The 25466-nt window shown below is 55.8% G+C and carries 29 protein-coding genes; 16 read left to right on the top strand and 13 right to left on the bottom strand.

From position 1 onward, the window contains the following. Window positions 1-27 precede the first annotated feature (27 nt). Together AAC060_RS09135 and AAC060_RS09130 are read right to left on the bottom strand one after the other, a co-directional pair. Entirely contained in the window at window positions 28-567 is a 540-nt protein-coding gene (locus AAC060_RS09135; protein ID WP_335652129.1) for a (2Fe-2S)-binding protein, read from the bottom strand. 100 nt (window positions 568-667) lie between these two features. After that, entirely contained in the window at window positions 668-1432 is a 765-nt protein-coding gene (locus tag AAC060_RS09130) for a class II aldolase/adducin family protein (RefSeq protein WP_339825252.1), read from the bottom strand. A gap of 259 nt (window positions 1433-1691) precedes the next feature. On the opposite strand from AAC060_RS09130, the gene rpsU reads away from it, so the two are divergent. The 3 genes from rpsU to AAC060_RS09115 are packed head-to-tail and all read left to right on the top strand — an operon-like array spanning window position 1692 to window position 3152. Next, window positions 1692-1898, top strand: coding sequence for a 30S ribosomal protein S21 (rpsU, locus tag AAC060_RS09125; protein ID WP_067197663.1), 207 nt, complete (start codon window positions 1692-1694; stop codon window positions 1896-1898). Window positions 1899-1934: 36 nt separating this feature from the next. Further along, window positions 1935-2504, top strand: coding sequence for an FKBP-type peptidyl-prolyl cis-trans isomerase (locus AAC060_RS09120; RefSeq protein WP_339825250.1), 570 nt, complete (start codon window positions 1935-1937; stop codon window positions 2502-2504). A gap of 24 nt (window positions 2505-2528) precedes the next feature. After that, window positions 2529-3152, top strand: coding sequence for an FKBP-type peptidyl-prolyl cis-trans isomerase (locus tag AAC060_RS09115; protein WP_339825247.1), 624 nt, complete (start codon window positions 2529-2531; stop codon window positions 3150-3152). A gap of 18 nt (window positions 3153-3170) precedes the next feature. Here AAC060_RS09115 and AAC060_RS09110 read toward each other — a convergent pair whose 3' ends face one another. Both AAC060_RS09110 and AAC060_RS09105 read right to left on the bottom strand, forming a co-directional pair. Next, a complete protein-coding gene (locus AAC060_RS09110; protein WP_339825244.1) occupies window positions 3171-5261 on the bottom strand; it encodes a bifunctional (p)ppGpp synthetase/guanosine-3',5'-bis(diphosphate) 3'-pyrophosphohydrolase in 2091 nt (696 codons plus the stop codon). A gap of 171 nt (window positions 5262-5432) precedes the next feature. Next, window positions 5433-5762, bottom strand: coding sequence for a hypothetical protein (locus AAC060_RS09105; protein ID WP_339825242.1), 330 nt, complete (start codon window positions 5760-5762; stop codon window positions 5433-5435). Window positions 5763-5937: 175 nt separating this feature from the next. On the opposite strand from AAC060_RS09105, the gene AAC060_RS09100 reads away from it, so the two are divergent. Next, window positions 5938-6477: a helix-turn-helix domain-containing protein gene (locus AAC060_RS09100; protein ID WP_339825239.1), complete on the top strand. Its 540-nt coding sequence runs from the start codon at window positions 5938-5940 to the stop codon at window positions 6475-6477. A 19-nt stretch (window positions 6478-6496) separates the two neighbouring features. On the opposite strand, the gene AAC060_RS09095 is transcribed toward AAC060_RS09100, so the two are convergent. Beyond that, entirely contained in the window at window positions 6497-7081 is a 585-nt protein-coding gene (locus AAC060_RS09095) for an HD domain-containing protein (protein ID WP_339825557.1), read from the bottom strand. Between the two features lie 158 nt (window positions 7082-7239). On the opposite strand from AAC060_RS09095, the gene AAC060_RS09090 reads away from it, so the two are divergent. Both AAC060_RS09090 and AAC060_RS09085 read left to right on the top strand, forming a co-directional pair. Further along, window positions 7240-8472, top strand: coding sequence for a histidine kinase (locus AAC060_RS09090; RefSeq protein ID WP_339825237.1), 1233 nt, complete (start codon window positions 7240-7242; stop codon window positions 8470-8472). Continuing rightward, window positions 8469-9269, top strand: a complete 801-nt coding sequence (locus AAC060_RS09085) for a LytTR family DNA-binding domain-containing protein (protein WP_339689046.1) — start codon at window positions 8469-8471, stop codon at window positions 9267-9269. The genes AAC060_RS09090 and AAC060_RS09085 overlap by 4 nt, the downstream gene beginning before the upstream one ends. 3 nt (window positions 9270-9272) lie before the next feature. On the opposite strand, the gene tadA is transcribed toward AAC060_RS09085, so the two are convergent. Continuing rightward, window positions 9273-9731, bottom strand: a complete 459-nt coding sequence (tadA, locus tag AAC060_RS09080; protein ID WP_339825234.1) for a tRNA adenosine(34) deaminase TadA — start codon at window positions 9729-9731, stop codon at window positions 9273-9275. A 151-nt stretch (window positions 9732-9882) separates the two neighbouring features. On the opposite strand from tadA, the gene rpmB reads away from it, so the two are divergent. After that, window positions 9883-10173, top strand: coding sequence for a 50S ribosomal protein L28 (gene rpmB, locus AAC060_RS09075; RefSeq protein ID WP_339825232.1), 291 nt, complete (start codon window positions 9883-9885; stop codon window positions 10171-10173). Between the two features lie 4 nt (window positions 10174-10177). Here the strand turns inward: rpmB and AAC060_RS09070 are convergent, their stop codons facing one another. Further along, complete coding sequence (locus tag AAC060_RS09070) at window positions 10178-11263, bottom strand: esterase-like activity of phytase family protein (protein WP_339825229.1); 1086 nt, start codon at window positions 11261-11263, stop codon at window positions 10178-10180. Between the two features lie 90 nt (window positions 11264-11353). Here AAC060_RS09070 and AAC060_RS09065 point away from each other — a divergent pair, with 90 nt between their 5' ends. Genes AAC060_RS09065 through AAC060_RS09050 form a run of 4 tightly spaced genes read left to right on the top strand, consistent with a single transcriptional unit; the run spans window position 11354 to window position 14922 of the window. Continuing rightward, window positions 11354-12061, top strand: coding sequence for a CoA transferase subunit A (locus AAC060_RS09065; RefSeq protein WP_339825226.1), 708 nt, complete (start codon window positions 11354-11356; stop codon window positions 12059-12061). Continuing rightward, window positions 12061-13005, top strand: coding sequence for a hypothetical protein (locus AAC060_RS09060; RefSeq protein WP_339825224.1), 945 nt, complete (start codon window positions 12061-12063; stop codon window positions 13003-13005). The genes AAC060_RS09065 and AAC060_RS09060 overlap by 1 nt, the downstream gene beginning before the upstream one ends. Before the next feature lie 2 nt (window positions 13006-13007). After that, on the top strand, window positions 13008-13649 hold the full coding sequence (locus AAC060_RS09055) for a 3-oxoacid CoA-transferase subunit B (protein WP_339825222.1): 642 nt from the start codon (window positions 13008-13010) through the stop codon (window positions 13647-13649). A 10-nt stretch (window positions 13650-13659) separates the two neighbouring features. Continuing rightward, on the top strand, window positions 13660-14922 hold the full coding sequence (locus AAC060_RS09050; protein WP_339825221.1) for a serine hydrolase domain-containing protein: 1263 nt from the start codon (window positions 13660-13662) through the stop codon (window positions 14920-14922). On the opposite strand, the gene AAC060_RS09045 is transcribed toward AAC060_RS09050, so the two are convergent. Next, entirely contained in the window at window positions 14919-15716 is a 798-nt protein-coding gene (locus AAC060_RS09045) for a sugar phosphate isomerase/epimerase family protein (protein WP_339825219.1), read from the bottom strand. The two genes, AAC060_RS09050 and AAC060_RS09045, sit on opposite strands and share 4 nt — an antisense overlap. A gap of 147 nt (window positions 15717-15863) precedes the next feature. Here AAC060_RS09045 and AAC060_RS09040 point away from each other — a divergent pair, with 147 nt between their 5' ends. From AAC060_RS09040 to AAC060_RS09030, 3 genes are all read left to right on the top strand, one after another. Further along, the gene (locus AAC060_RS09040; RefSeq protein WP_339825217.1) at window positions 15864-17450 is read left to right on the top strand and encodes a fatty acid--CoA ligase; all 1587 of its coding nucleotides are present in this window, start codon (window positions 15864-15866) and stop codon (window positions 17448-17450) included. Between the two features lie 113 nt (window positions 17451-17563). After that, window positions 17564-18307, top strand: coding sequence for an enoyl-CoA hydratase/isomerase family protein (locus AAC060_RS09035; RefSeq protein WP_339825215.1), 744 nt, complete (start codon window positions 17564-17566; stop codon window positions 18305-18307). Window positions 18308-18445: 138 nt separating this feature from the next. After that, window positions 18446-19366 carry a M14 family metallocarboxypeptidase gene (locus tag AAC060_RS09030; RefSeq protein ID WP_339825213.1) on the top strand — a complete coding sequence of 307 codons (921 nt, stop codon included), beginning with the start codon at window positions 18446-18448 and terminating at the stop codon, window positions 19364-19366. Window positions 19367-19426: 60 nt separating this feature from the next. On the opposite strand, the gene AAC060_RS09025 is transcribed toward AAC060_RS09030, so the two are convergent. The 5 genes from AAC060_RS09025 to AAC060_RS09005 all read right to left on the bottom strand — a co-directional run bounded on the left by AAC060_RS09025 (window position 19427) and on the right by AAC060_RS09005 (window position 23281). Then, on the bottom strand, window positions 19427-20335 hold the full coding sequence (locus AAC060_RS09025; RefSeq protein ID WP_339825211.1) for a DMT family transporter: 909 nt from the start codon (window positions 20333-20335) through the stop codon (window positions 19427-19429). A 195-nt stretch (window positions 20336-20530) separates the two neighbouring features. Further along, window positions 20531-21289 (bottom strand): SDR family oxidoreductase, encoded by a 759-nt coding sequence (locus AAC060_RS09020; RefSeq protein ID WP_339825209.1) that lies wholly within the window; start codon window positions 21287-21289, stop codon window positions 20531-20533. A 32-nt stretch (window positions 21290-21321) separates the two neighbouring features. After that, a complete protein-coding gene (locus tag AAC060_RS09015; protein WP_339825206.1) occupies window positions 21322-22110 on the bottom strand; it encodes a ThuA domain-containing protein in 789 nt (262 codons plus the stop codon). Further along, complete coding sequence (locus AAC060_RS09010; protein ID WP_339825204.1) at window positions 22107-22655, bottom strand: VOC family protein; 549 nt, start codon at window positions 22653-22655, stop codon at window positions 22107-22109. Before AAC060_RS09010 ends, AAC060_RS09015 begins: the two co-directional genes overlap by 4 nt. Further along, on the bottom strand, window positions 22652-23281 hold the full coding sequence (locus AAC060_RS09005) for a glutathione S-transferase family protein (RefSeq protein WP_339825201.1): 630 nt from the start codon (window positions 23279-23281) through the stop codon (window positions 22652-22654). Before AAC060_RS09005 ends, AAC060_RS09010 begins: the two co-directional genes overlap by 4 nt. A 182-nt stretch (window positions 23282-23463) precedes the next feature. Between AAC060_RS09005 and AAC060_RS09000 the strand changes: the two genes are divergently transcribed. Both AAC060_RS09000 and AAC060_RS08995 read left to right on the top strand, forming a co-directional pair. Further along, complete coding sequence (locus AAC060_RS09000; protein WP_339825199.1) at window positions 23464-25041, top strand: aromatic ring-hydroxylating dioxygenase subunit alpha; 1578 nt, start codon at window positions 23464-23466, stop codon at window positions 25039-25041. Beyond that, the gene (locus AAC060_RS08995) at window positions 24990-25466 is read left to right on the top strand and encodes a PaaI family thioesterase (RefSeq protein ID WP_339825196.1); all 477 of its coding nucleotides are present in this window, start codon (window positions 24990-24992) and stop codon (window positions 25464-25466) included. The genes AAC060_RS09000 and AAC060_RS08995 overlap by 52 nt, the downstream gene beginning before the upstream one ends.

Here is a 25466-nt window from a genome sequence, read left to right as displayed (position 1 = left end):
GATGGTACCCGGCGTAACGCGCGCATATTATTTGCCGGGCGTTAGTGCCGGGACCGCCTTGGCCGCATCTTCGGGATCGATCCCCGGAGGCGGCGCTGCGCTGAGTACTGCTTCCCCGCGCGCTACGCGACCGGCGCGCTGAATCGCTTCGCGGATGCGCGGATAGGTACCGCAACGGCAGATATTGGTGATTGCTTCATCAATCGCGGCTTTTGACGGATTGGAATTTTTCTTCAGCAATACCGCGGCTGCCATGATCATGCCGGACTGGCAGAAGCCGCATTGCGGGACATTTTCTGCCGCCCAGGCCTGTTGCACTGGATGGCTGCGATCACGCGAGAGCGCTTCGATCGTGGTAACGAAACGCCCCTCCATCTCGCCGATGGTGACCAGACAGGAGCGGATCGCTTCGCCGTCGACCTCGACCATGCAGGCGCCACAATCGCCGGTGCCGCAGCCATATTTGGTGCCGGTGAGATTGGACGCATCGCGCAATGCCCAGAGGAGCGGCGTTTCCGGGTCCATCCGGTACCAGACCGGTCGGTCATTGACGGTAAATTTGGTCATAGGGCTCTATTCGTCATCCTGAACCTGTTTCAGGATCTCCTGCGGGTGGCTTATTCAATAAGAGATGCTGAAACAAGTTGAGCATGAAGAAACCGGTCTTTTATTCCCGCCAGCTTCTGTCTTCGCGATCGACCAAACGTACCATCGCGTCAAATTCCGGCACACCCTGTTTCATCGGATCAATCGAGGCTTGCGACAGATTCTCAAGATGTTTCTTGATCACCTCTTCGCCGATCATCAGCGGCTTGCCCATCGACAAGGTCTGCATCTGGATTTCGCAGGCGCGTTGCAGCACCCAATGGTTGAGAAACGCCTCTTCCAATGTCCGGCCCATCACCACCGGTCCGTGATTCTCCAGCATCATCATCCGTTTCTGGCCAAGGCTGGCAAGAAAGCGCGGGCCTTCATCCTCATGCACCGTGATGCCTTCAAACTTGTGATAGGCGAGGCGCGGGACGATCGCTGCCGCGTAGAAATTGATCGGCTGCAGGCCGCCTTCGACTGAGGATACCGCCATGGTCGCCGTAGTATGGGTGTGGATGATCGCGTGAACATCGGGCAGTTCGCGGTGGAACAGGCTGTGCTGGGTGAAGCCGGCCTTGTTGACCGGATAGGTCGAGCCGTCGAGCGTGTTGCCGTCGATATCGATCTTGACCAGGGTGGATGCGGTGACTTCGCTGAAATGCAGGCCATAGGGATTGATCAGAAAGGCGTCGTCTTCGTCTGGCACCTTAAGGGTGATATGGTTGAAGATCATTTCGTCCCAGCCGAGATAGGCGAAAATCCGGTAGCAGGCCGCAAGCCGCTGGCGTGCTTTCCATTCTTCTTCGCTGCAACTGGACTGGATATTGATCGCGGTGGCCATTTTTCTCTCCTCGAATCGGTTTTTATAGTCTCTATACATCAACCTATAGCAAAGCCTTGAAAAGACGAATCCAAAGCTCCGGTCATTCGCGCATTGAATCGCGTAAAAGCTTGCCTCGGTGCCGAGAAATTGATAGGCGGCGCGAGATTGAAGCAGATTGATTCTGCTGCAAACCCTTTTTTATGGCTTTTACACTAATATAGGCCAGAAGAAATTGCTTCTGGACCGCTACGAAATTTGAACGGAGTTACTCAGTCTTATGCAAATCATGGTTCGCGACAATAATGTTGATCAGGCCCTCCGGGCGCTCAAGAAGAAGTTGCAGCGCGAAGGCGTCTATCGCGAAATGAAGCTTCGTCGCCACTATGAAAAGCCATCCGAGAAACGTGCTCGTGAAAAGGCTGCTGCCGTGCGCCGCGCCCGCAAGATGGACCGCAAGCGTATGGAACGTGACGGTCTGATTTAAGCGCTTCGGCTCCACAATAATCAAGGTAGCCTGCCCATGTCTGTCACCACGGTTCCGATTCATCCCATCAAAAAGGGCTCGCTGACCAAAATCTGGTTAGCCGTGTTCCTGGTCGTTGCTGCCGCTCTGCTTCTCGCTTATACGGGAACCCAGAAGGTTGTCGTAAATGGCGCAAGCAACGAACAGTTTCTGGCTGCCAATGCTGATGAGGACGGGGTAGAAACAACCGCTTCAGGCTTGCAATATAAGGTGATCAGGCCGGGCGAGGGGGCTTCGCCCACCGCGACCGACACCGCACTGGTCAAATATGAAGGCCGTCTGCGCGATGGCACGATCTTTGATGCCAACGAACAAACACCGATGCCGGTCGGCGGCGTTGTGCCCGGTTTCTCCGAAGCGCTGCAGCTGATGCAAAAAGGCGGCGAATATCGCATCTGGATCCCGTCGGAGCTCGCTTATGGCGAAGCATCCCCCGGACCGGAGCTTCCTGCCAACAGCCTGCTGATATTCGACGTCACCCTGCTGGACTTTATTTCAGCGGCGCAAATGCAGGAATTGCAGCGGCAGATGCAGGCAGAGGGCGCTCCCGGACTTCCAGGTCAATAGTGACCTTGCTATAGTGGTTTTGGAGTGCAGTTCGCGACGGATATCGGCCCGAACAAGAAAAACCCTGCGGCAACATCTTCGATCAAACCATTTTTGCTCGGGCTGCTGCTCGGTATCATTCTGGTTGTTGCGCTGGCGATGGCTATTCCGGAAAAAACAAGCCCGACAGAATTTATCCAGACAGGATGGGAGAAGCTGTTTCCACCACCCGGCAACGCTGAATTCCTGACCGAGAATGGCAAGCAGGCTGATGTTGTCACCACCGCTTCCGGCCTACAGTATAAAGTGATCAAGGCGGGTGAGGGTGATTCGCCTACCGCAACCGATACCGCATTGGTCAAATATGAAGGCCGACTGCGCGATGGTTCTATTTTTGATGCGAACGAACAAACGCCAATGCCGGTCGGCGGCGTTATTCCCGGTTTCTCCGAAGCATTGCAGTTGATGAAAAAGGGTGGCGAATATCGCATCTGGATCCCTTCGGAACTCGCTTACGGCGAAGCATCCCCCGGACCGGAACTTCCCGCTAACAGTCTGCTGATATTCGATGTTACTCTGCTGGACTTTATTTCGGCGGCGCAAATGGAAGAATTGCGGCAGCAGATGGAGGGGCAGGGCGTCCCAAGCGGAGCGGCACCGGCTCCCTGATATCTAATGGTCGTTGGACTATGAGCGTTCGGCTTGCGCGACCGCTTCCGATGCGCGCAGAGCCGACAATATCCGCATCAGATGATGGACATTGTGCACTTCCAGATCAACATCGAACGTATGGAACGGGCCGTCGCGGTGCGACAGGCGCAGGTTCAGGATATTGGCATTGTGAAAGCCGAAAATCCCGGCCATTTCCGAAAGCGTGCCCGGCTTGTTGTGCAGCACCACGCATAGCCGCGCCGCTGCGCCGTCGCTTTCGTTACCCCAACTGAGATCCACCCAGTCCGCATCCACGCCATCGGCCAGGCTCTGGCAGTCAATCGTATGCACTTCGACATTTTTGCCGCTGCGGCGCAGTCCGACGATCCGGTCTCCGGGTACCGGGTGACAGCATTCGGCTAGATTGAAGGCAACACCGGGAGTCAGTCCCTTGATCGAAATTGCCCGGTCCTGTTCGGGCCATTGCCGTTCGTCATCATTGTCGTTGACGCTGCCGGGAACGAGCGCCTCCATCACTTCGCGGTCACTGAGCTGGCGCGTGCCGATAGCCATCATCAGATCGTCCGGTTCCTGCATTTCCAGCCGTTTCAGCGCAGCCTTGACGGCGCGCGGCCCGATCTTGCCGGGCAATCTTTCGATAATTTCCTCATATAGTTCCGTACCGATTGCAACGATCTCGTCGCGTTCCTTGAACCGGACGTTGCGACGGATTGCTGACCGGGCCTTGCCGGTAATGACGAAGGACAGCCAGCCGGGTTGCGGATCCTGTCCCTTCGATTTCAATATCTCCACGACATCGCCATTTTGCAATTGCGTGCGCAATGGCACGTGCCGGCCGTTGACCTTGGCACCGACGGTCTGGTTGCCGAGATCGGTATGCACGGCATAGGCGAAATCGACCGTGGTCGATCCTCGCGGCAATTGCAGCAAAGTGCCTTTGGGGGTGAAGGCGAAAATCCGGTCCTGATACATCGCCAGTTTGGCGTGTTCGAGCAATTCTTCCGCGTCTTCCGCCTGGTCCAGAATTTCAATCAGATCGCGTATCCAGCCAGCCTGGCCGTCGGGCCGGTTGCCCTGTTTATAGGCCCAGTGCGCGGCGAGGCCATATTCATTGTCCTCGTGCATGCGCTGCGAACGAATCTGGATTTCCACACGCATATTATTGCCGTGCATCAGAGTCGTGTGGATCGACTGGTAGGCGTTGCGCTTGGGCGTGGAAATATAATCCTTGAACCGGCCGGGAACCATTTTCCATTTCTCGTGCAGAATGCCGAGCGCTCGATAGCATTCGGCGCTATTGTCGGTCACCACGCGGAACGCCATGATATCGGTCAGTTGCTCGAAGCTGACGTGCCGTTCCTGCATTTTACGCCAGATAGAATAGGGATGTTTCTCGCGTCCGCTGACCTCCGCTGCCAGCCCACCATTGGCGAGAGCCTTCTGGATCGATTCCGAGATTTTCTCGACTTGCCCGTCGTCCCCTTCCTTGATCGCCTGCAATCTTTTGGTGATGGTTTCATAGGCTTCGGGTTCCATGTGCCGAAACGCCAGCAATTGCATCTCGCGCATATATTCATACATGCCGATTCGTTCGGCCAGGGGCGCATAAATATCCATGGTTTCATGGGCAATCCGGCGCCGCTTTTCCTCACTCTTGATGAAATGCAGCGTCCGCATATTGTGCAAACGGTCGGCAAGCTTGACCAGCAGGACGCGGATATCGTCGGACATGGCGAGAAAGAATTTGCGCAGATTCTCGGCGGCCCGTTCATTATCGCTCTGCGCTTCGATCTTGGATAATTTGGTTACGCCATCGACCAGCCGGGCGATCTCTTCGCCGAATAATTTGCTGATTTCTTCCGTCGTGGTCAGCGTGTCTTCGACGGTGTCGTGGAGCAGGGCGGTGACAATCGTCTGCTGGTCCAGCTTGAGATCGGTCATCAGACCGGCGACCTCTATGGGATGGCTGAAATAAGGATCACCGCTCGCGCGTTTCTGGCTGCCATGTCGCTGCACCGAAAAAACATAGGCGCGGTTGAGCAGATCCTCATCTGCTTCGGGATCATAGGATTTCACCCTTTCCACCAGTTCATATTGCCTTAGCATAAGGTCAGGATGTAGCGCTTTCGGGGCTGGGGCAACAAAAAAGAGCGCCGAAGCCCGCTCTTATATCCGGGAACGGAACATAAGGTTGGCTTCGGCGCTATGGCTGACCGGGGGGGGCCAGTAAACTGGCTGCTGTTGGGAGCGAGAGGCCGGTCAGACGGGATGCTCAAATCAATTGTTGCACTTGGCGAGAGCTTCGCTGTCAAAGGCCTCGCCTTTATAGGCGAAACTGGCAACCGGGCCGAATTCATCGGCCACCTTGGCGCAGATCGTCCGGGGCGAGGAACTGCTTTGCGCGCCAATACATTCGGTGCCGGCGCAACGGATGACGGTACCCTTGATAATTTCCTGGGCAGCCTCGACGGGAGCTTGCAGTTCCGCAGTATAGGCGATTGCTTTACCGCGGGCTTCGGCCGTTGTAGCGGTAAACAAGGTAAGAGATGCCATCGCAGCAATGCAGAAGATCATTGATGCGCGAAGTGGGCTTTGGGAGAGAAGCATGATATTTCCTTTCTTATCGTTCTGTTTGCCAGCCGTATTTGTGATGGCAGGCGGGGAGAAAATCGTTGTTGCAATTTAGGTTGCGAATCACTACTTAGATTAATAGGTTTTAAGTTGCAACTGAAAACTTATATTTTTTTCGCACTCGCCCAAAAACTGGTTTAGGAATGGGTACATGGATAAAATCAGAGAAGATCTATCGAGCATGACGGGCGGAGAGTGCAGCCTACCTATATCGCTGGAAGTAATCGGCGAACGGTGGTGTTTCATGATATTGCGCGCTGCGCTCAACGGCGTCGGGCATTTTGAGGATTTTCTGTCCGAAATCGGTATCGCCCGGAATATTCTGGCCAACCGGCTCACCCGTATGGTCGAGGCGGGGATCATGACCCGTCGCCCTTGTGATCATGACAAACGGAAAGTCGAATATCGACTGACCGACAAGGGGCAGGATTTGCTGCCGACGATGATAGCGATGCGGCAATGGGGGGAGCGATGGGAAACCGGTGTCCCATCCAATCCGGTATTATGCGATTCGCGGGACCGCCAACCCATCGCCCGGATCACCATGCGGGGGCATGATGACCGGATACTGGAAATGGAAGATCTGTGCTGGATTGACGAAGCGGAATTGAAGCCCGATTCAGACGGTGTCTGTCGCGAGGATATGGTGGTTCGCCATCTGAAGGAAATCGGCGAATCTTCCGCGGCCTGAGGGCCAATTCCGATGAATGCTATTCGGTCGCGTAAATACTGTTGATCGGACGTGCCATGACCCGACGAACCATCGGTTCGAAAAACTCCAGCGGCGCAGTATCGTAAGCTGCATCAAAGGCCGTCTGGTCATATTTGGCGCAAAATTCTTCGCAATCTTCAAAATGCTCGTGGCCGCGAAACTGCTCGCGCATGTCGCGGTCCTGACCAAGATAGTGAAAGAAATAATATCCCTGAAAAATGCCATGATGCTCCGCGATCCAACGGTTTTTCTCGCTGACAAAGGGCTTCAGGATCGCCGCTGCGATATCGGGATGATTATAGGTGCCAAGCGTATCGCCGACGTCGTGAAGCAAAGCCATCACGACATATTCCTCGTCCCGGCCATCGCGATGCGCGCGCGTCGCGGTTTGCAGGCTGTGCTGCATCCGGTCGATTGGAAATCCGCCAAAATCGCCGTCGAGAAGTCTCAAATGATCAAGCACCCGGTCTGCTACCTTGCTGGCGAAAGAACCGAAATGACCGCCAATAATTTGCCAGTCTTCCTGAGTGCCTTCTTCCATCGAGGGAAATTTAGCCCGTATTTCGTTGGGACCGCCCATCATGCTCTCCTTTGTCGTTTCTCCGGTTTCCAACCATTTGTTCGTGGCCAACAATGAAAATGTCACGGTTTTCTTTGAGAAGCCCAGCCGGTTGAAACCTTATTTGCGTAAATGATAGGCGATTCTTCCCCAACCGGCAATGCCTCGCTATAGATAGCGCGATGGCCGTTATGGAAATTCGTCCCCAGCCGTTTTTTGGCAACAAGAACCGAGCATTCTGGAACCTGCAATCTGCGGGTTGGGCCGGTGCGCTGATATTGCGGGCGATCGGGGGGATCTCGAACGGACTGCCGCTGAGTTTCTTGGTGCCGGTCATTATTTCGACCATCACCGGCTATTCGATCTCCCTGCTGTTGTCGGTTGTATACAAGAATCTGATTCACCGTCGTCCGATTGTGACTTGGAGCAGCACTGCGGCGATATTGACGGTTGCCTCTGCGCTATACGCTTTCATTGACGCATGGGTTTTCCTCATCCAGAATCCGACCTCCGAAACCGCCTTTGTCACCTTATTTCTGGGATCACTATTCCTTGGCATCATGCTGCTCGGTGCCTGGTCGGCACTTTATTACGCGATTAATTTCTTCCTGCGGGTGGAAGAGCAAAACGACCAGCTATTGCAGCTCGAGGCGCAGGCCACCCGCGCGCAGCTTGCGATGCTGCGCTATCAGCTCAATCCTCATTTTCTATTCAACACGCTGAACAGCATATCCACGCTGGTGCTGCTCCGGCAGACGGAGCCGGCCAATGCCATGCTGTCACGCCTGTCCTCGTTCCTGCGCCATACATTGGTCAACGAAGTCCACAGCCGGGTGACTCTGGCTCAGGAGGTCGAAACCCTGCATCTCTATCTCGATATTGAAAAAATGCGTTTCGAAGAGCGACTGCGCTCCCATTTCGATATCGATCCGGCGGTGCGCGATGCGCTGTTGCCATCTCTGTTGCTGCAGCCACTGGTCGAAAATGCAATTAAATATGCTGTCACGCCGCAGGAAGAAGGAGCCGACATCTCGGTTTCGGCCCATCTCGACGGCGACAAGCTGCGAATTGTCGTGTCGGATACCGGGCCCGGAAAAATTGGCGCGATGAACGGCAAGTCCGATTCGACCGGCGTCGGCCTCGGCAATATTCAGGAGCGATTAAACCAGGCTTATGGAGAAGCCGCTATATTCGAAACGCGATCGTCTCCGGGCGAGGGTTTTTCGGTATTCATCGCCTTGCCATTTGAAACAAGGGAACAGATCGAGCGGGAAGCTGCGGATGATTCGGCGACAGACGAACAAGTGCGAAACGAGACTATTTTTGGGGAGCATGCATCCAGTGATGACCAACAGGGGGAGCCGGCAAAAACTCCGGCGATGGCATCATTTCAGCATAGGGATTTAAAAACATGACGATCAAGACGATATTAGTCGATGACGAAAAACTTGCGATCCAGGGTTTGCAGATCCGGCTCGAGAAATTTGACGATATCGAGATAGTCGACACCTGCCGCAATGGCCGGGAAGCGATTCGCAAGATCAAGACTTTGAAGCCCGATCTGGTGTTTCTTGATATCCAGATGCCCGGATTCGACGGATTTTCGGTGGTTCAGGGAATCATGGAGATCGAACCGCCCCTGTTCATTTTCGTGACCGCTTATTCCGAACATGCCGTCCGTGCTTTCGAGGCCGAGGCGATCGACTATCTGGTGAAACCGGTAGAGGAAGACCGGCTAGCCGACGCCATTGACCGGGTGCGCAAGCGTCTGTTGGAAAAACGCGGCGGCGCGGAACTGGAAAAGCTGAAAAACGTGCTCAGCGAAGTCGCGCCAGATGCCATGGCCAATATGGACGATTCGGAAGAGCCTGCCTCGGCCGACCGTTATGAAAAACTGATCAATGTGAAAGACCGCGGCCAGATTTTCCGGGTCGATGTCGACACGATCGAACGGATTGATGCGGCCGGCGATTATATGTGCATCTATACGGCTGATAATAGTTTGATCCTGCGTGAAACGATGAAGGATCTCGAAAAGCGCCTCGATCCCCGCTATTTCCAGCGGGTGCATCGCTCGACGATCGTCAACCTGAGTCAGGTGCGCGAGGTCAAGCCACATACAAATGGTGAATGTTTCCTCGTCCTCGGGTCGGGGGCGCAGGTGAAAGTATCACGCAGCTACCGCGACGTCGTCGCGCGCTTTGTCCATTAGGCGCTAGTCCCGGCGACCCCGGAAAAAGTCCGTCAGCAGCTTCGCGGATATGTCTTCACCCATGCCGGCATAAACCTCCGGCTTGTGATGGCATGTCGGGGCGTCGAAGAACCGCACGCCACTATCCACCGCTCCGCCCTTGGCATCACCGGCGCCATAATAGAGGCGGCGGATGCGGGCGTGGGCAATCGCGCCGGCGCACATGGTACAGGGCTCCAGCGTGACCCACAGATCGCAATCGTCGAGCCGGTCATTGTCAAGAAACCCTGTTGCTTCGCGAATCGCAACGATTTCGGCATGGGCGGTCGGATCATGATCGATCCGGGTGCGATTATGGCCGCGCCCGATAATTTTTCCGTTCTGGATGACAACTGCACCGACCGGCACTTCGCCGACCGTCAATGCTGCCTTCGCAAGGGCTAGCGCCGCGTCCATGAAGGATGTATAATTTGCCAGAGCCATCGGCTGCGCCTAGCGGGATTGATGATAAAACGCCAGATCGGGCATCGGACAAGGAAAAGCGCCGTAATGCTTGACGCCTTCCCGCTTTGTGGTTATCCGGTCCCACTTTCCCGCTGGGAATCACTCAATAACAAGAAATTGGACTTTTACGATGTCGCGGATTTGCGAACTGACAGGTAAGACTCGGCTGGTAGGCAATAATGTGTCTCACGCCAAAAACCGGACCAAGAAGACATTTTTGCCCAACCTGCAAAATGTGACTCTTTTGTCTGATACACTCGGCAAGGGCGTGAAACTCCGTGTTTCGACCCACGGCCTGCGTTCTGTGGAACATGTTGGCGGCCTCGATAACTGGCTGCTGAAAACCAAGGACGAAAAATTGAGCCAGCGCGTGAAGCGCCTCAAAAAAGAAATCGCGAAAAAGCAGGTTGCTACCGCGTAAGCGATCAATCTGATTCGAACGTTGAAAAGCCGGGGCTAGCCTCGGCTTTTTCATTTTTGCGTCCGGGACCGGAATTTTTCCGAACGCTTTTCCCTTTCAGAAGCCGGAATTTGAACAACAGCGACTCCTGCAGCACGCTGAAATTGTCATCCGATGCTATCCAGACAAATATTTGGTCTCCGTCCCGTGTGACGGCCAATGCTTCCATATTATCGACCTTAAATGGTGGCTTCAGCGTGGCGATCGGTACGGACGTCGCCACTTTTCCCGGTTGGAAGTCCTTGAGCTGCGCGATCGACAATATTGCCGACACACCATCAAACGGCGTAAACCGTCGGTGCAGCATCAGGGCAGTCTTCTCGTCGAGTATCGCCGCATCGGTCAGATTATAGCCCTTTGGCGGCTGATAGCCGAAGCTGACAGCTTTGCTGTCCGGTTCGGCGGGGTCGCTGGCAAATATAAGGGCCTGATAGCCACCTTTCAAATATTCTGCCGCCTCCGAAAAAACCAGAAACCGGCTATCGGGCAAATGGAGCATTGCTTCTGCACCTCCATTCTCTGGCCAATTTTTTGCGACTTCGGGAAAATGTGCAGCTTCTCTGCGAGCTAGCGACGGGCCGTAGCGCCAGATGCTATGCTGATGCTCGTAGCCAACCCAAAACTGGCCAGTCTCGGGATCGTGCAGGAATGATTCGGAATCCCAATTCTGTCGGGCAAATGCATTCGGTTTGGCCGGACCGTCGGGTAGCGGAGCAATGAACGGACGATTCGCCAGATGTTTGCTTTCATCCAGTGTGAATCCGAACAGGCTTCCGTTGTCGCTGAGCATCAGGAAACGGTTGTCGGGCAAAGCGACCATGGAGGATATGCCCCCGAAAGCAACATTGTCGCTGGTCATTGTCCAACCGCCGAGAAATTCAAGACGACCAACGCGGCTGCGAACGGGGTTCTTGGCGTCGATCACTATCGGTTCCAGCGCGATATACTGGCTGTCATTTGCCGGAGGCCCGGGCCCGCGGACATAGGTGACTGGCACCAGAAAGAAAAAGAGCGATAAACAGGCCAGGACGCGGAGCATGCTGCTGCGCATAACCGATTCGTTGCATCAAACATATTCTATTCTGGACGGTCGGACGCCACCTGCGCTAGACGCCGGACAACCAGTCAGGAAAGCGGAAAAATGAAAAAAATCTATCCCGATGCAGCGACCGCGCTCGAGGGCCTTTTGTTCGATGACATGCATCTTTGCGTTGGTGGTTTTGGCTTGTGCGGGATTCCCGAACGGCTGATCGATGCGATCCAGGAGGACGGCGTCAAAGGGCTTACCATCGCCTCGAACAATGCCGGCATTGACAATGAAGGTCTCGGCAAGTTGCTCCGCTCGCGGCAAGTGAAGAAGATGATCGCTTCCTATGTCGGCGAGAACAAGGAATTTGAACGGCAATTTCTTTCCGGCGAACTGGAGGTGGAATTCTGCCCCCAGGGGACTCTGGCCGAACGATGCCGCGCCGGCGGGGCCGGCATTCCCGGTTTCTACACCAAGACCGGCGTCGGGACGCAGGTAGCCGAGGGCAAAGAGCATAAGGATTTCAATGGCCAAACCTATATCCTTGAGCATGGTATTTTTGCAGATGTCTGCCTGATCAAGGGTTGGAAAGCGGACAAGGCGGGCAATCTGATATTCCGCAAGACCGCTCGCAATTTCAATGCGCCGATGGCCACTGCCGGCAAAATCTGTGTCGCGGAGGTTGAGGAAATTGTCGAAGTTGGTGAACTGGATCCGGATTGCATTCACTTGCCGGGTATCTACGTCAAACGCCTGATCAACGGCGCGCCCTATGACAAGAAGATAGAATTCCGCATGACCCGGGAGCGCGAAGACGCCTGATGGTCCGGCTTCGTCTATCCCTGATTGCTTTGGCTTTCTTGCCACTGCTGTCGAGTTGCGTGGCGGCACTCCTGCCGCTCGCGGCGCTGGGGACGATGGGCAAGAAGCAGATTGATCGCGCCGCAGCGAAGCGCGAGATGGTCGCGTCCGGTGCAATCGATCTTGCGATACCCTCGGGTAAAGTGACAATCGGACCCGACAGCGGTGCGGCCGACGCATTGCCCAAGACGGAGAAGAAATTCTCGGGGCAAGGCGGTGCTATTGAAATTGCCGAATCCGACCTTGATAGCGATGCTGCCGATTATATTGCGCAATTTTATCAACCGAGAGATTCCAATGCTTCGCCCTATGCCGGATTTGCGGCACATGCCCTGAAACAATCGGCCAGACTGGAGGCAGGAGAAGGCGTCGAATCGGTGGTGTTGATTCCCCGGGTCGATGTTTTCAAGCCGCAAACCATGGGGTGTGAAGGCAAGCCTCTGGCTGTGGCCATCGATCTTGACGACACGACCGGCGGCGACTGGACAAAAGCGGAGACGCTGTACCGGCAAAATGGCCTGATTGAAGTGCTGGCCAGCCTGCGTGCCGCTGAAATCAGCGTGATCTGGATATCCGGCCAACCCGTTACGGCATCCGGAAAAATTTCAACCATCCTCAACGAGGCCGGTTTTTCACAATCCGAATCGGACGACTTTCTTTTCCTTGATCGTGGCGGGGATGATCGAAAACAGGTCCGGCGCTGGGATGCCGCGCGCAACTATTGCATCGTCGCCATGGCCGGTGACGATCGCGCGGATTTTGACGAGCTCTATGATTATTTGCGGGATCCCGACGGGGCGATCACGCTCGAAAATATGTTTGATAACGGCTGGTTTCTGACACCGCCTCCTCTAGTGGAAGCGAACGAACCAGCAAACGCAACACCGGTTGAGAAAGAAGGATAAATATGCCCTGGACTCGCGATGAAATGGCCGCCCGGGCGGCACAGGAACTGCAAGACGGCTATTATGTGAATCTGGGAATAGGTATTCCGACACTCGTGGCCAACCATATTCCCCCGGGAGTAGAGGTCACGCTCCAAAGCGAGAATGGCATGCTCGGTATTGGACCCTTTCCCTTTGAGGACGAGATCGATCCGGATCTGATCAACGCCGGCAAGCAGACGATCAGCGAGCTGCCTTCATCAAGCTATTTCAGCTCATCCGACAGCTTTGCGATGATTCGCGGCGGGCATATCGATCTGACCGTTTTGGGTGCGATGGAAATCGCGCAAAATGGCGATATCGCCAACTGGATGATCCCCGGCAAAATGATCAAGGGCATGGGCGGCGCGATGGACTTGGTTGCGGGCGTGAAGAAAATCATCGTCGTGATGGATCATTGCGCGAAGGACGGCAGTCCGAAGTTCATTCCCGAATGTAGCTTGCCGCTGACCGGTACCAATGTCGTCGACATGATCATCACCGATCTTTGTGTGTTCAAGCGCGACGACCATGACAGTCCGTTCAAGCTGATCGAATTGGCTCCGGGAATTAGCGCAGAGGACGTGGCTGCAAAAACCACTGCCGCCTATGAAATAGCATTATAAAATATCGCCGGTGAAAAAATATCTGACTTTATTGTTCGGGCTGGCGGCTCTTTTGCTCGTTGGCTGGTATGGCTATCGCGCGCTTGTCGAACAGCAAAGCGGTTTTCCGTTGCCGGAGCTGATTGCACCGCAGGTGGAAGCGAGACTACCGACCCGGCCCGATGACTGGCGGGGCACGATCGACTATTCCGCTCTTAACCGAGACTTTACGGTTATGGCAGCACGGCCAGAAATGGCAGGGCTGGCGGTTGCCATTGTTGAAGATGGCGAACTCCGCTTTATCGGAACTTATGGTGTAACCGCCAAAAATTGCTGGGAGCGGGTGATGCCGCAGACCGTGTTCCGCTGGGCCTCGCTCTCGAAAGGGGTCGCCGGGTCGCTGGCGGCAAAACTGTCGCAAGAAGGCAAGCTCAACCTCGATGCGCCGCTTGCCAGTTGGCAAACGTCCCTCAGACTCCCCGGCGGAGCTGAATCGCGAACATCATTGGCAGAGCTCCTGTCGCATCAGACTGGTCTTACGAAAAATGCCTATGACAGCAAGCTGGAGGACGGCCAGAACCCCGGACTGCTCCGCGGGCAGCTGGCGACGGCGCCGCTACAATGCGTGCCGGGCACCTGTCACAGCTATCAGAATATCGCTTTTGACGCGGCTAGCGAAATATTGGGACAGGCAGCGGGAAGCCTATATTCTGACGCGGTGGAGAAACAGCTATTTGAACCGCTCGGTATGAAGAGCGCGCAATTCGGCATGACTGGCCTGACCGGGGCGAAAAGCTGGGCACGTCCCCATCGCGGTGACGAGGTGCGAACCCTGTCCGAATCCTACTGGCGGGTGCCCGCAGCTGCTGGCGTCAGCAGCAATATCGTGGACATGGCGCGCTGGATGCGCGCGCAGATGGGCGAGAACAAGGACGTTCTATCGGCCGGGACACTGGCACTGGCCCATGCGCCATTGGTCAGAACCGGGCGCGTCTATAGCGGCGACCTTGCTCGCGCGCTTGCCGAGCCCTCCTACGGACTGGGCTGGCGGAGCTTCACCTATTCCGGCCGGCAGCTGGTCGGGCATAGCGGCGCGGTGGACGGGTTTCGTTCGACGATGATATTTGATCCCGCGGCGCGGACCGGTGTTGTGGCGATGTGGAACAGCGGTTGGGGGCGACCCTTCCGGCTTCCCTTTGCTGTACTCGACAGCTTTTACGGCCAGTCGGGAAATGATTGGCTCGATCTCTCGGACCTGCCGCCACCTAAAGTGCCTCCGGCCCCGCCATCTTAAGCGAACAGATTGCGGCTGGCGGTGACAGCGCGATGTGCCCATGATTTTGCGTCCGATCCTCCGGAACCGGCGAAGTCAGGCACTTCGATGTCGATATCTACATGCGGGTCGAGCAGGGCGACCAGTTTTTTCAGGGGAAAGACCCCTTCGCCGGGGATCATCCGGTTCATCGCTTCATCGAAATATTCGCCCGACAGCCGGAAATCCGGTCCGTCGCATAGCTGGACATAGCTGATGATCGCTGGATCCACGGCCTCTACCTGCTCTGGGGTTCCACCGGTGCGAAACAGATGGAGCGCGTCGATAGCGATTCCGAGATTGGGCTCGTTCACACGGCCATGTAGCGTGGCAGCGGCGCTCAGGCTGTTGCAGCCAGCAGAAAATCCGGTGAATTCGAGACCGACTTCCAGCCCGTTTTCGCGAGCCATCGCGCATAGTTTGGAAAGCTGGTCCTGCGCGCGATTGCAGTCGGTTTCGTGGATATGGGTTACTATCCGTTTCGCGCCCAATTCTGCGGCGAGGGTGATGGCTGGCGCATAGGCCGCGACGTCTTGCTCCGCCATCACCGGAAAATATTCGGCGTTGATGACCCGCATATCATTGTCGTGCAGCAGGCGTTTGAAAGATGCCGATGCTGCGGGAGCAACGACCGGAAACATATCATGACCCTGTCCATTGACCGGTGTTGCGGTGAAGAGGCAGACCCCGTCGAGCCCGGCTTCGGCAGCGAAACGGACAAGACCTTCGGGTCCGCCCTCCATCATCGTGATCTGATGCAATGCCAGTCTGTGCATGGGGCGACCCTAGATCAGCAATGCGATGTCTTGCCACCAGCATTTGTATCATTCCGGCTAGTCAATCTGCTAGGCTGTATCACTCGTCGCCCTCTCTATGTATCCGGGGCATGGCCGGTCAGAGAATCGCGCAAAGAGGATGATATTATGACGGAAGACGAGATAGTTTCGATTGCCGATGTCGTGCGTTTCCACGCGCAGCAACAGCCGGACTCGGTGGTTTTCACCTTTGAAGGTGACGAGATGACCTATGCGGCACTCGATGTGGGCAGCAACCGTGCGGCCCAGGCGCTGGCGTCGAAGGGCGTCGGCAAGGGCGACCGGATCGCCTATATGGGCAAGAACAGTCATCTCTATTTTGAAATATTGGTCGGTGCGGCCAAGCTGGGTGCCGTGATGGTGCCGGTAAACTGGCGGCTGGCTCCACCGGAGGTCGCCTATATATTGAACGATTGTCAGGCTAAAATGCTGTTTATCGGCCCCGGCTTCGACGATCTGGTGCGGAAGATCAAAGATGATCTCGACCATGTCGAACTGATATTGGGCAGCGAGAAGGCCGAAGCCGATTTCGCCAGCTATCCGGTATGGCGCGACGGCTTCGAACCTGTTGATCCGATGGTGGCTTGTACCGAAGAAGATGATGCGCTGCAGCTCTATACATCGGGTACCACCGGTCACCCCAAGGGCGCAATCATGACTAGCGGATCGATTTTTTCCTCGCGCAGTTCCGGAGTCACGGAAGAGGACCTGATGGACTGGCAAAAGCCCATCCCGGGCGAGATCACATTGCTCGCGATGCCCTGTTTCCATATCAGCGGCACCGGCACCGGACTGGGCGTGATGTTCACCGGTGGCAGCGCTATCGTATTGCCGGAATATGATCCGACCCAGGCACTCGATCTGATCGCGCAATATAATATCTCGAAAATCTTCATGGTACCGGCGGCGATCCAGATATTGCTCAATCATCCACGCGCCAAAGATGTCGATTTCTCCAATCTCAAATATATCACCTATGGCGCGTCACCGATCCCGCTCGAGTTGATGAAACAGGCAATGGATGTGCTCGGCTGCGGTTTTGTCCAGATGTACGGTATGACGGAAACTTCCGGGACGATCACCACGCTCAACCCCGAAGATCATGACGTGAACGGCAACGAGAAGATGCGTTCGGTCGGCACGCCTCTTCCCGGTGTCGAGATCAAGATCATCGATCCGGAGACCGGCGAGACTTTACCGCCTTATACGATCGGCGAAATCGCGACCCGTTCCGCTAAGAATATGAAAGGCTACTGGAACCGGCCCGACGCCACGGCGGAAACGATCGATGCGGACGGCTGGCTCAAGACCGGCGATGCCGGTTCGCTCGACGAGGACGGCTATCTTTATATTCAGGACCGGCTGAAAGACATGATCATCTCGGGCGGAGAGAATGTCTATCCGGCGGAAGTCGAAAATGCGCTTTACGCCAATCCGAAGGTTGCCGATGTCGCGGTAATCGGGGTGCCGGACGAAAAATGGGGTGAGGCGGTAAAGGCCTGCGTGGTTCTCAAAAAGGGCGAGACGCTGACCGAGGCCGAATTGATTGCCGATGCGCGCCAGCGGATAGCGGGTTTCAAATGTCCGAAATCGATCGATTTCATCGACACCCTGCCGCGCAATCCGTCGGGCAAGATCTTGCGCAAGGACCTCCGGGCACCTTATTGGGAAGGCAAGGACCGGGCGGTCAACTGATTGCTCGATCGGGCGGGAGCCGGTACACCGTTCCCTCTGAGCCTGTCTAAGGGCGATTGCTGCATGCTTCGACAAGCTCAGCACTAACGGCGTGCCACATAGGGAGTGAAGCCATGACGAATCTCGTGCTGCGTGAAGATCAGGATGGCTGGACGCTGTTGACGCTGAACCGCCCGGACAAGCTCAATGCCTTGACGGTTGCGATGTTCAAGGAGCTACGCGATCATGTCGAGGACTTGCGTAAAGATGATAATATCGGCTGTGTGGTGTTGCGCGGGGCGGGGAAATGTTTTTCAGCCGGCCATGATCTCGGCGATATTGCCGAAGGCGAGGCGGTGCCGTCTCGTGGCTGGCATTCCGAAACATTGCGGATGCTGGAAAAACTGCCCAAGCCGGTGATCGCTGCCGTGCACGGTCATTGCTACACCGGCGCGCTCGAGGTGGCTCTGGCGGCGGATTTTATCCTGGCAGCGGATAGTGCGCGTTTTGGTGACACCCATGCGAAATGGGCGCTGACCCCGGTCTGGGGAATGAGCCAGCGTCTGCCGCGACGGGTTGGCATCGCCACCGCCAAGCGGCTGATGTTCACCGCCGACATGATCAATTCCGAAGAAGCTGTGCGCATCGGGCTGGCGGAATATTCTGTGCCGCTTGATCAATTTGATACCGAGATTGAAGCGTTGGCGCAGAAAATTGTCGCCAATTCCGGTTTCTCTCATGCCGCCAACAAGCGTCTCCTGGAGGCCACAGATGGCGGCCCGCTCGACGCCGGGCTGCAATGGGAAGTGATGGAGAGCGAAGGCCATGGTGCCGATATGCATGAGCGGATCGGGGCTTTTACCGGCAAAGGCAAGTGATCGGGCGGTGAACCCGCTGTGTTGGTGCCTGCATTATTCCGAAAGCGGACTCCTGCTCTGGCACTAAGCCGAAATTCGTTTAGAATTGGCAGCATGATTTCCCAATCATGATTCATGCATCTAGCGAGCGAGACCCAAATGAACAGCAATCCCTCTTATCCGATCGGAATTCCGGGCCAGCCATGGGGTGAAGAGGAACGGAAGCGATGGCGGGCAAGCCTATCCGTCCAGCGCCGGTACGCACAGGACGTGGTGCCGCGGATCGAGTCACTGGCTAGCCAATTCGAAATCCTCACTTATGGTCGGCTCAATCATGCTGACGATATTTATCCGCTCTTCGCTCTTCGAAACGGTCCTCACGACCCGGCTCTGCCCACAGCGCTCGTAACCGGCGGAGTACACGGATATGAGACGAGTGGAATAATGGGCGCGCTTGAATTTCTGGAAAAGCGCGCTGCCAATTATGCTGGCAAAGTCAATCTGCTGGTGGCGCCTTGCGTGAGCCCATGGGCTTATGAACGCGTCAATCGTTGGAATTACGACACATTGGATCCCAATCGCAATTTCAAACCAGATAGCGAAGCGGCTGAGTGCGCGGCCCTGATGGCGTTGGTCGCCGCGCAGACCGGACCGTTCCTCCTGCATATCGACCTGCATGAAACAACCGATAGCGACGAGACCGAGTTTCGCCCTGCCTTGGCCGCGCGAGACGGCAATAGCTCTGTGCCGGATGCGATACCTGATGGATTCTATCTAGTAGACGATAGCGAAAGCCCACAACCAGCCTTCCAGCAGTGGATCATTTCGGCGGTCGAACGGGTAACGCATATCGCTCCGCCGGATGAGAATAATATGATTATAGGCTCGCCTGTAATCGCTCACGGCGTGATCGAATATCCGCAAGCCAAATATGCCATGTGCGGCGCCATAACGGATGCCCGGTTCAGGACGACGACCGAAGTCTATCCGGACAGCGAGCGTGCGACGCCCCGGGAGTGTAACAACGCGCAAGTGACTGCCGTTTGCGCAGCTCTCGATTTCGCGCTCGCTTATATGTGAGCCGACCGAAATACCGGCTTCAGCGGATTGCTAGATTTGCTTCCTGATCAAATCAGCCATCTATGCCGGTGCTCCGGGCGTGGCGATCGGGTTGTCTGATTTTGTGGTCAGGAGCGCGCCGACAGAGGCTATAACTATGCAGCCGATGGCAAGCCATTGAAGGCCGCTGAGCTGCTCATGGAGAATGAACATGCCTGCGATCGCCCCTATGGCCGGTTCCGCAGACAGCATGACGCCAAAGGTTCTCTCCGGGATGTGGCGCAGGGCAATCATCTCCAGTGAATAAGGCAAGGCGCTGGATAGCAGAGCCACACCCAGACCCAAAAACAGGACGGGTGGCAATAGCAAGGCTGTGCCGGCGCTGATGATGCCGAAGGGCAGGATGACAATAGCGGCGGTGCTCATGCCCAGTGCCACCGACTGTCCTGCGTGCATGTGGGACAGGCCTTTGCCGAAAATAATATATAGGGCCCAAAACAAACCCGCTGCCGCTGCGAAAGCCACACCCACGGGATCAAGCGCATGCATGCCGCCGCGGAGAGGGAGCAGAAGTCCCAGGCCTGCCACGGCACAGCCAACCCAGAGAAAATGGATCCAGCGCCGGGCATGGATTAAAGCGAGAGCCAATGGCCCGACAAACTCAATCGCGATAGCCGGTCCCAGCGGAATGGTCCGCAGAGACAGGTAGAATGTAAGGTTCATAAGCCCTAGCACGAGCCCGTATAAGAGGACTCTCCGTGCATCGGCCCGGTTCAGTTTGAAACGCCAGGGTCGCCATACGCAGATCAATATGAGCGCCGACAGGCTGACGCGCAGAGCCGAGGTTCCCTCCGCACCAATTAGCGGAAATAACTGTTTTGCAAAGGAGGTCCCGACCGCCAATGACACCATCCCGCCAAACAAGGCGAGATACGGCATGGCTACCCAAAGCGACGATGTTCGGGTGATCTTGGATAGCGGGGACGACATGACGCGAGCTATAATGTGCTTTAGACCGCTTGCATCATAAAATCATCGGATGAACCATCACAATGATGGTTTTGGCCAGCTTGTCCTGTCAGCGATAGTGATCGCAAATGGGGCTTATGCCCTCGGGGGCTATCAGGACTTGTCCAAAAGGCAGATCAAGCTTCCCCCTCCATCGGGAGGGGGAAGCTTTTCATTCTAGAATTGAACGCGTTTGGTGAAGCCGCCGTCGATGACCAGATGCGCGCCGGTGGTATAGCTGGACGCCGGGCTGGCGAGAAAGACGACGCCGCGGGCGACATCATCGGCCGTTCCGAAATCACCCAGAGCGAATCCGGCTTTCGTGCCTTCGTAAAATTCCGGCATGCCTTTTTCGATCTGCGACCAGTTGCCGCCGGGGAATTTGATCGGACCGGGAGAAACCATATTGACGCGGATACCCTTGGGGCCGAGCGACTGGCTGAGCTGGCTGCCAAAGGTGATCAGCGCGGCTTTCATCGCGTTGAATGCCTGCGGGGCTACAAAGGTTTCGAACGCTGCCGTCGATGACATGAAGATCACGCTGCCGTCATCGGATTTTTCCAGATGGGGTTCGAGCACTTCCATTGCCTTGACCGCGCCGAGGATGTCGGTGTTGAAAGTGACTTCCCAGTCGCCGGTAGCGCCGGCACCGGAAGAGCTGACATTGTGGATGAAAATATCGCAGCCACCAAGATCGCCAGCAGCTTTTTCAAGCCATGTGGCATAGCCGTCGAGATCGGTCATATCGAGCGCATCGGCGATCACCTTGCCGCCATGGGCTTCCAATTCTTTCTTCGCGGTAGCGACCTGCTCGGCATTGCGCGAGAAGAAGGCGACGTCAGCGCCTTCCGCTGCAAAATGTTCCAGCGCCGCGCGCCCGAGGCCGCGGCTTCCGCCGGTGAGAATGACTTTTTTGCCCTTGAGTCCTAAATCCATTGTAGTCTCCTTTGTGTTTCGAAAAATCGGGGTTAGAATTTTGCTATGGCGGTTTCGCAGCTCCAGCCGATGCCGCGTCTGAGCAGGTCATAGATAATCGGCTGCTGCCAGCCGGACCGGTCCACTTCCGGCCACCAGTCGAGCACCGGCTCCATGTCATAATGGCCGCGGCAATGGCCCATGGTGAGATAGAGCACCGCGCCTTCGCCCATCCGGCGGATATAGAAAACCGGATGGCGGCTCTTCTCGATGTCGCTGTGAACGAAGCCGCTGATATCATCCGTACCATTATATTCGGTGTCGAGCAGCACATCGAGTTCAGCGCGAGTTTGCACTAGATATTGTTCATCAACCGTCTCAAAACTGGGAATGCCCTTGACCAGCGGGTGATCGGGCTGGGCATTATCGACGGTGAACGGGATGATCGGCGGATGGGACAGGAAGCGGGTACCAAGCGTGTCGGCAAAGACCGGCATTTCATCCGGCGCATCGACCAGGCCGTTTTCCAGAAAACGCAGAACCGAGTTTGTGCCGTGCAAAGCGAAATAGCGTCCGCCGCCTGTGACGAAGTCCTGGATATTTTTCTGCGCCGCTTCGCTGGGCTGCAGATCGCAAGTGTAGCTGACCAGAAAATCCGCGTTCTTGATCGCGTCGAGATTTTCATAATCCTCGAACACGCGCACCCGGATCCGGTCATCCTCGGCGAGCAGTTTCATCACTTCCAGCCGGGCATAATCAATATCATGATATTTGCCGGCGGCGACCAGCACGCACTGGATCGGTTTCTGGTCGGGGCGGCGTTCTGGCGCTTCGGTCATCATTCTTTTCCTATTATCGGATTTGTTTTGCCATCCCAGTCGAGATGCATCTGGCGCATCGCCGCGAAACCGTCGATTCCGGCCTGCGGGATCTGTAGATATTCGATGATCGTACCGGGGCCGCCGCCATAATCGGCGTAAAAAGCACCACCGACACCGCCGGGCAGACTGACTTCCTGAATGACTTCACCACCGGCTTTTTCGGTCAGCGCGCGGGCATGATCCAGATCATCGACGATCAGGCAGAGATGCTGGACGCCCTGGAGCCCTTTTTCGCGCCAGTCCTTGAACATCGACGGTGCATCATTATTCGGACGGATCAGTTCGACCTGGACATCACCCCAATAGCCGATCGCCATGGAAAACTGGATATCGGACGGCTCGCCGCGATATTTGACATTTTCCACCTCGACTTTTTCGGTATGAAAAAACGGACCTGCGCCCATTTTCCGGGTCCAGTAATCGAGTGCCGCGTCATAATCGTCCGGCACATAACTGATCTGCATGATCGTGCCGAGCTTGGCGAGAGAGGCGGGATTCTCGCTCATTCGCTGTCCTGCCAGACTTTGGAGGAGGGACGCTGACCGATCCCGGCGACAAATTTCGCAAGGTTGTCCGTGCCTTCGGGCAAGGACCAGCCGATCGTATAGCCGAACTGGATGAAACAATAGGCGATCAGGTCGGCCATGGTGAACTTGTCCTGGCAGATATAGTCCTTGCCCTCGAGCTGAGCGTCTAACCACTTCCATTTATTATCAGACATGCGCGAGAGATCTGCTGCGCCTTCAGCGCCGACAACATCCATTCTTGGTTCGAACATCGGCCGGCCGACGCCGCCACGGAAGCCAAGGGTCATTGGCACGGCAATTTCCAGATCGATCCGTCGGGTCCACATCCTTACTTCTGCACGCTCCTGAGCGGTTGATCCGATCAGGACGGGCTCGGGATGGGTTTCTTCGAGATATTCGGCGATCGCCATGATTTCGCTCAGCATGAAGCCATTGTCGAGTTCGAGCACCGGTGTGGTGCCGAGAATGTTCTTGTCTGCAAAGTCTGGCTGTCTGTTTTCCGCCGTCAGGATGTCGATATGCACGCGTTCTATATCGAGGCCTTTCTCGAGAATGAACATGCGCGCGAAACGCGGGTTGGGACCAAGGCTGGAATAAAGCTTCACTTGAAATTTCTCCTTTGGGACGGATTCGCTTCCGTCTCTATATGATGCAAAGATACACAGGTAATCACCAGGGACTAACCTCTCAAAAACAACAGGCGATGCTGCCAGATTCACTAGTGGCCGAGTGGCTTGTTTAGGCTATTTTGATCGAAACAAAGACGTTTAGTTTTCAGGAGAAGATGATGGTTGAGACTTTAACCGGACATAATCGGTCGAATGGCATTTCCTATACCGAGCTGCTGGAAGGCGACAAAGTCGCGCCTCCTGCTGTGTTTCTTGAGGAATCACCGATGGAACCGGGTGTTACCACCGTCGAGGTCAGCCGTTACTGGACCAAGGAAGAACATGACCGGGAAGTCGAGAGGCTCTGGAAACGCGTCTGGCAAATGGCTTGCCACAAGGATGATATAAAGGAAGTCGGCGATACTTTCGTCTATGATATCGCGGGACTTTCCTTTCTGGTTGTCCGGGTCTCCGAAGACGAGATCAAGGCGTTTCCCAACAGCTGTATGCACCGTGGCCGGGCTATTTGCGATAATCACAAAAAAGGTCAGAAGGCGCTTCGCTGCCCCTTCCATGGCTGGTCCTGGGAGCTGAACGGCAAGTTGAAAGAAGTGCCATGCCAATGGGATTTTCCTTCGGTAAGCGAAGAAACCCACAGCCTGAAGGAAATCAGCGTCGGTGAGTGGGGCGGGTTCGTGTTTATCAATCCGGATCCGAATTGCGAGCCGCTCGAAGATTTTCTCGGCGATATCGACCGCCATTTCCAGATTCCGTTCGAACGGCGTTTCAAGGCCGCGCATATGATCAAGCGCTTGCCGTGCAACTGGAAAATTGCGCAGGAAGCCTTCATGGAATCCTATCATGTGGTCGGCACCCATCCGGAACTGATGCCGGCCTTTGCCGATGCGAACAGCAAATATGATGTCTGGCATAATATATCCCGGGCGATGTCTGCCCATGGTCAGCCCAGCCCGCATACCGATCTGGTCAATCCCGATCCGACAGCTTTTCCGGATCAGAAAGCTTTCCAGAGTTTCGTCCACCCGATCAGCAAGCACAAGTTCGAGCGTCTGGAAGAGAATCGAGTCAAAGTTTCGCTGCCAAACGGCAAGAGCGGGATTTTCGACATGGAAGCCAATTATATCGAGGGCGATGTAAAATCGGCCGACCCGCATATGTGCAACTGGATCGGTGGCAAGATTGCGCCGGCTGATGAAAATATGCCGATGGTCCACACAGACGTTTCCGCTCACGCCATGCGTGACGAGGCGGCGCAGGCGCGGCGCGAGGAAATGCGTCCCGCCTGGGGCGATATGGTTGATGATATCAGCGATGCCGATCTCGTCGATGCGATTTTCTACAGCGTCTTCCCGAACATCAGCCCCTGGGCGGATTTCAATCCGATCTTCTACCGGTTTCGGCCGGACGGCGATAATCCGGAGCAATCCCTGCACGAGGTGATGTTCATGGTTCCGTTGCCCGAAGGTGCCGAGCGGCCCGAGCCGGCGAAATGCACGTTCCTCGACCTGCATGACGATTATACGCAGGCGACCGAGTTTGGCAGTTATCTGAACAAGATTTTCAACCAGGATTATCTCAATCACAAGGCGATGCAAAAAGGCGTGAAAAGCCAGCCGGACGGGGTCTCCCTGTTCGCGCAATATCAGGAATCCAAGCTCCGGCATTTTCACGAGACGCTGAACCTGTGGCTGGATTCGGACGAGCCGCCGAAAAGCCCGAAGAAGGCGGTCGCCTGACGTTGGAGAATATTCCGGAGGATAATATCCCGGCCGGTTTTGAGCGGGCAAGATTTTCCAGCCCGTTTCTGGACATGGCCGGGCCATATTACGAACGGCAGGGCGACGGATGCATCATTGTTGCGACCCGGATTAACCGGGGTCACATCAACCATATCAAGGTTGCTCACGGCGGGGTGCTTGGCACGTTGGCCGATGTGGCGCTCAGCTATCAGGTGCACCGTGCGGAGACGCCCGCGCTGCCGGTGGCCACGATGAATCTCAACACCAACTTTCTCGCCGGGGCAAAGCTCGGTGACTGGGTGGAGGCCCATTCCCGGATTGACCGGATCAGCAAGCGCACCGCTTATTGCAGCGGACGAATCCTCTGCGGCGAGGAGGTGCTGATGACGATGACAGCGGTCTTCGCGATATGGCGAAAATAG

Origin of the sequence: uncultured Parasphingorhabdus sp., assembly GCF_963975555.1 — a bacterium.
Taxonomy (GTDB): domain Bacteria; phylum Pseudomonadota; class Alphaproteobacteria; order Sphingomonadales; family Sphingomonadaceae; genus Parasphingorhabdus.
Note: the sequence above shows the minus strand (reverse complement) of the source record. Positions and strands in the feature narration are given on the sequence as shown.

Bases quoted from the DNA above. Each gene is read 5' to 3' on its own strand.
- AAC060_RS09135 (WP_335652129.1), bottom strand. From the start codon at position 567: ATGACCAAATTTACCGTCAATGACCGACCGGTCTGGTACCGGATGGAC.
- AAC060_RS09130 (WP_339825252.1), bottom strand. From the start codon at position 1,432: ATGGCCACCGCGATCAATATCCAGTCCAGTTGCAGCGAAGAAGAATGG.
- rpsU (WP_067197663.1), top strand. From the start codon at position 1,692: ATGCAAATCATGGTTCGCGACAATAATGTTGATCAGGCCCTCCGGGCG.
- AAC060_RS09120 (WP_339825250.1), top strand. From the start codon at position 1,935: ATGTCTGTCACCACGGTTCCGATTCATCCCATCAAAAAGGGCTCGCTG.
- AAC060_RS09110 (WP_339825244.1), bottom strand. From the start codon at position 5,261: ATGCTAAGGCAATATGAACTGGTGGAAAGGGTGAAATCCTATGATCCC.
- AAC060_RS09105 (WP_339825242.1), bottom strand. From the start codon at position 5,762: ATGCTTCTCTCCCAAAGCCCACTTCGCGCATCAATGATCTTCTGCATT.
- AAC060_RS09100 (WP_339825239.1), top strand. From the start codon at position 5,938: ATGGATAAAATCAGAGAAGATCTATCGAGCATGACGGGCGGAGAGTGC.
- AAC060_RS09095 (WP_339825557.1), bottom strand. From the start codon at position 7,081: ATGATGGGCGGTCCCAACGAAATACGGGCTAAATTTCCCTCGATGGAA.
- AAC060_RS09090 (WP_339825237.1), top strand. From the start codon at position 7,240: ATGGCCGTTATGGAAATTCGTCCCCAGCCGTTTTTTGGCAACAAGAAC.
- AAC060_RS09085 (WP_339689046.1), top strand. From the start codon at position 8,469: ATGACGATCAAGACGATATTAGTCGATGACGAAAAACTTGCGATCCAG.
- tadA (WP_339825234.1), bottom strand. From the start codon at position 9,731: ATGGCTCTGGCAAATTATACATCCTTCATGGACGCGGCGCTAGCCCTT.
- rpmB (WP_339825232.1), top strand. From the start codon at position 9,883: ATGTCGCGGATTTGCGAACTGACAGGTAAGACTCGGCTGGTAGGCAAT.
- AAC060_RS09070 (WP_339825229.1), bottom strand. From the start codon at position 11,263: ATGCGCAGCAGCATGCTCCGCGTCCTGGCCTGTTTATCGCTCTTTTTC.
- AAC060_RS09065 (WP_339825226.1), top strand. From the start codon at position 11,354: ATGAAAAAAATCTATCCCGATGCAGCGACCGCGCTCGAGGGCCTTTTG.
- AAC060_RS09060 (WP_339825224.1), top strand. From the start codon at position 12,061: ATGGTCCGGCTTCGTCTATCCCTGATTGCTTTGGCTTTCTTGCCACTG.
- AAC060_RS09055 (WP_339825222.1), top strand. From the start codon at position 13,008: ATGCCCTGGACTCGCGATGAAATGGCCGCCCGGGCGGCACAGGAACTG.
- AAC060_RS09045 (WP_339825219.1), bottom strand. From the start codon at position 15,716: ATGCACAGACTGGCATTGCATCAGATCACGATGATGGAGGGCGGACCC.
- AAC060_RS09040 (WP_339825217.1), top strand. From the start codon at position 15,864: ATGACGGAAGACGAGATAGTTTCGATTGCCGATGTCGTGCGTTTCCAC.
- AAC060_RS09035 (WP_339825215.1), top strand. From the start codon at position 17,564: ATGACGAATCTCGTGCTGCGTGAAGATCAGGATGGCTGGACGCTGTTG.
- AAC060_RS09030 (WP_339825213.1), top strand. From the start codon at position 18,446: ATGAACAGCAATCCCTCTTATCCGATCGGAATTCCGGGCCAGCCATGG.
- AAC060_RS09025 (WP_339825211.1), bottom strand. From the start codon at position 20,335: ATGTCGTCCCCGCTATCCAAGATCACCCGAACATCGTCGCTTTGGGTA.
- AAC060_RS09020 (WP_339825209.1), bottom strand. From the start codon at position 21,289: ATGGATTTAGGACTCAAGGGCAAAAAAGTCATTCTCACCGGCGGAAGC.
- AAC060_RS09015 (WP_339825206.1), bottom strand. From the start codon at position 22,110: ATGATGACCGAAGCGCCAGAACGCCGCCCCGACCAGAAACCGATCCAG.
- AAC060_RS09010 (WP_339825204.1), bottom strand. From the start codon at position 22,655: ATGAGCGAGAATCCCGCCTCTCTCGCCAAGCTCGGCACGATCATGCAG.
- AAC060_RS09000 (WP_339825199.1), top strand. From the start codon at position 23,464: ATGGTTGAGACTTTAACCGGACATAATCGGTCGAATGGCATTTCCTAT.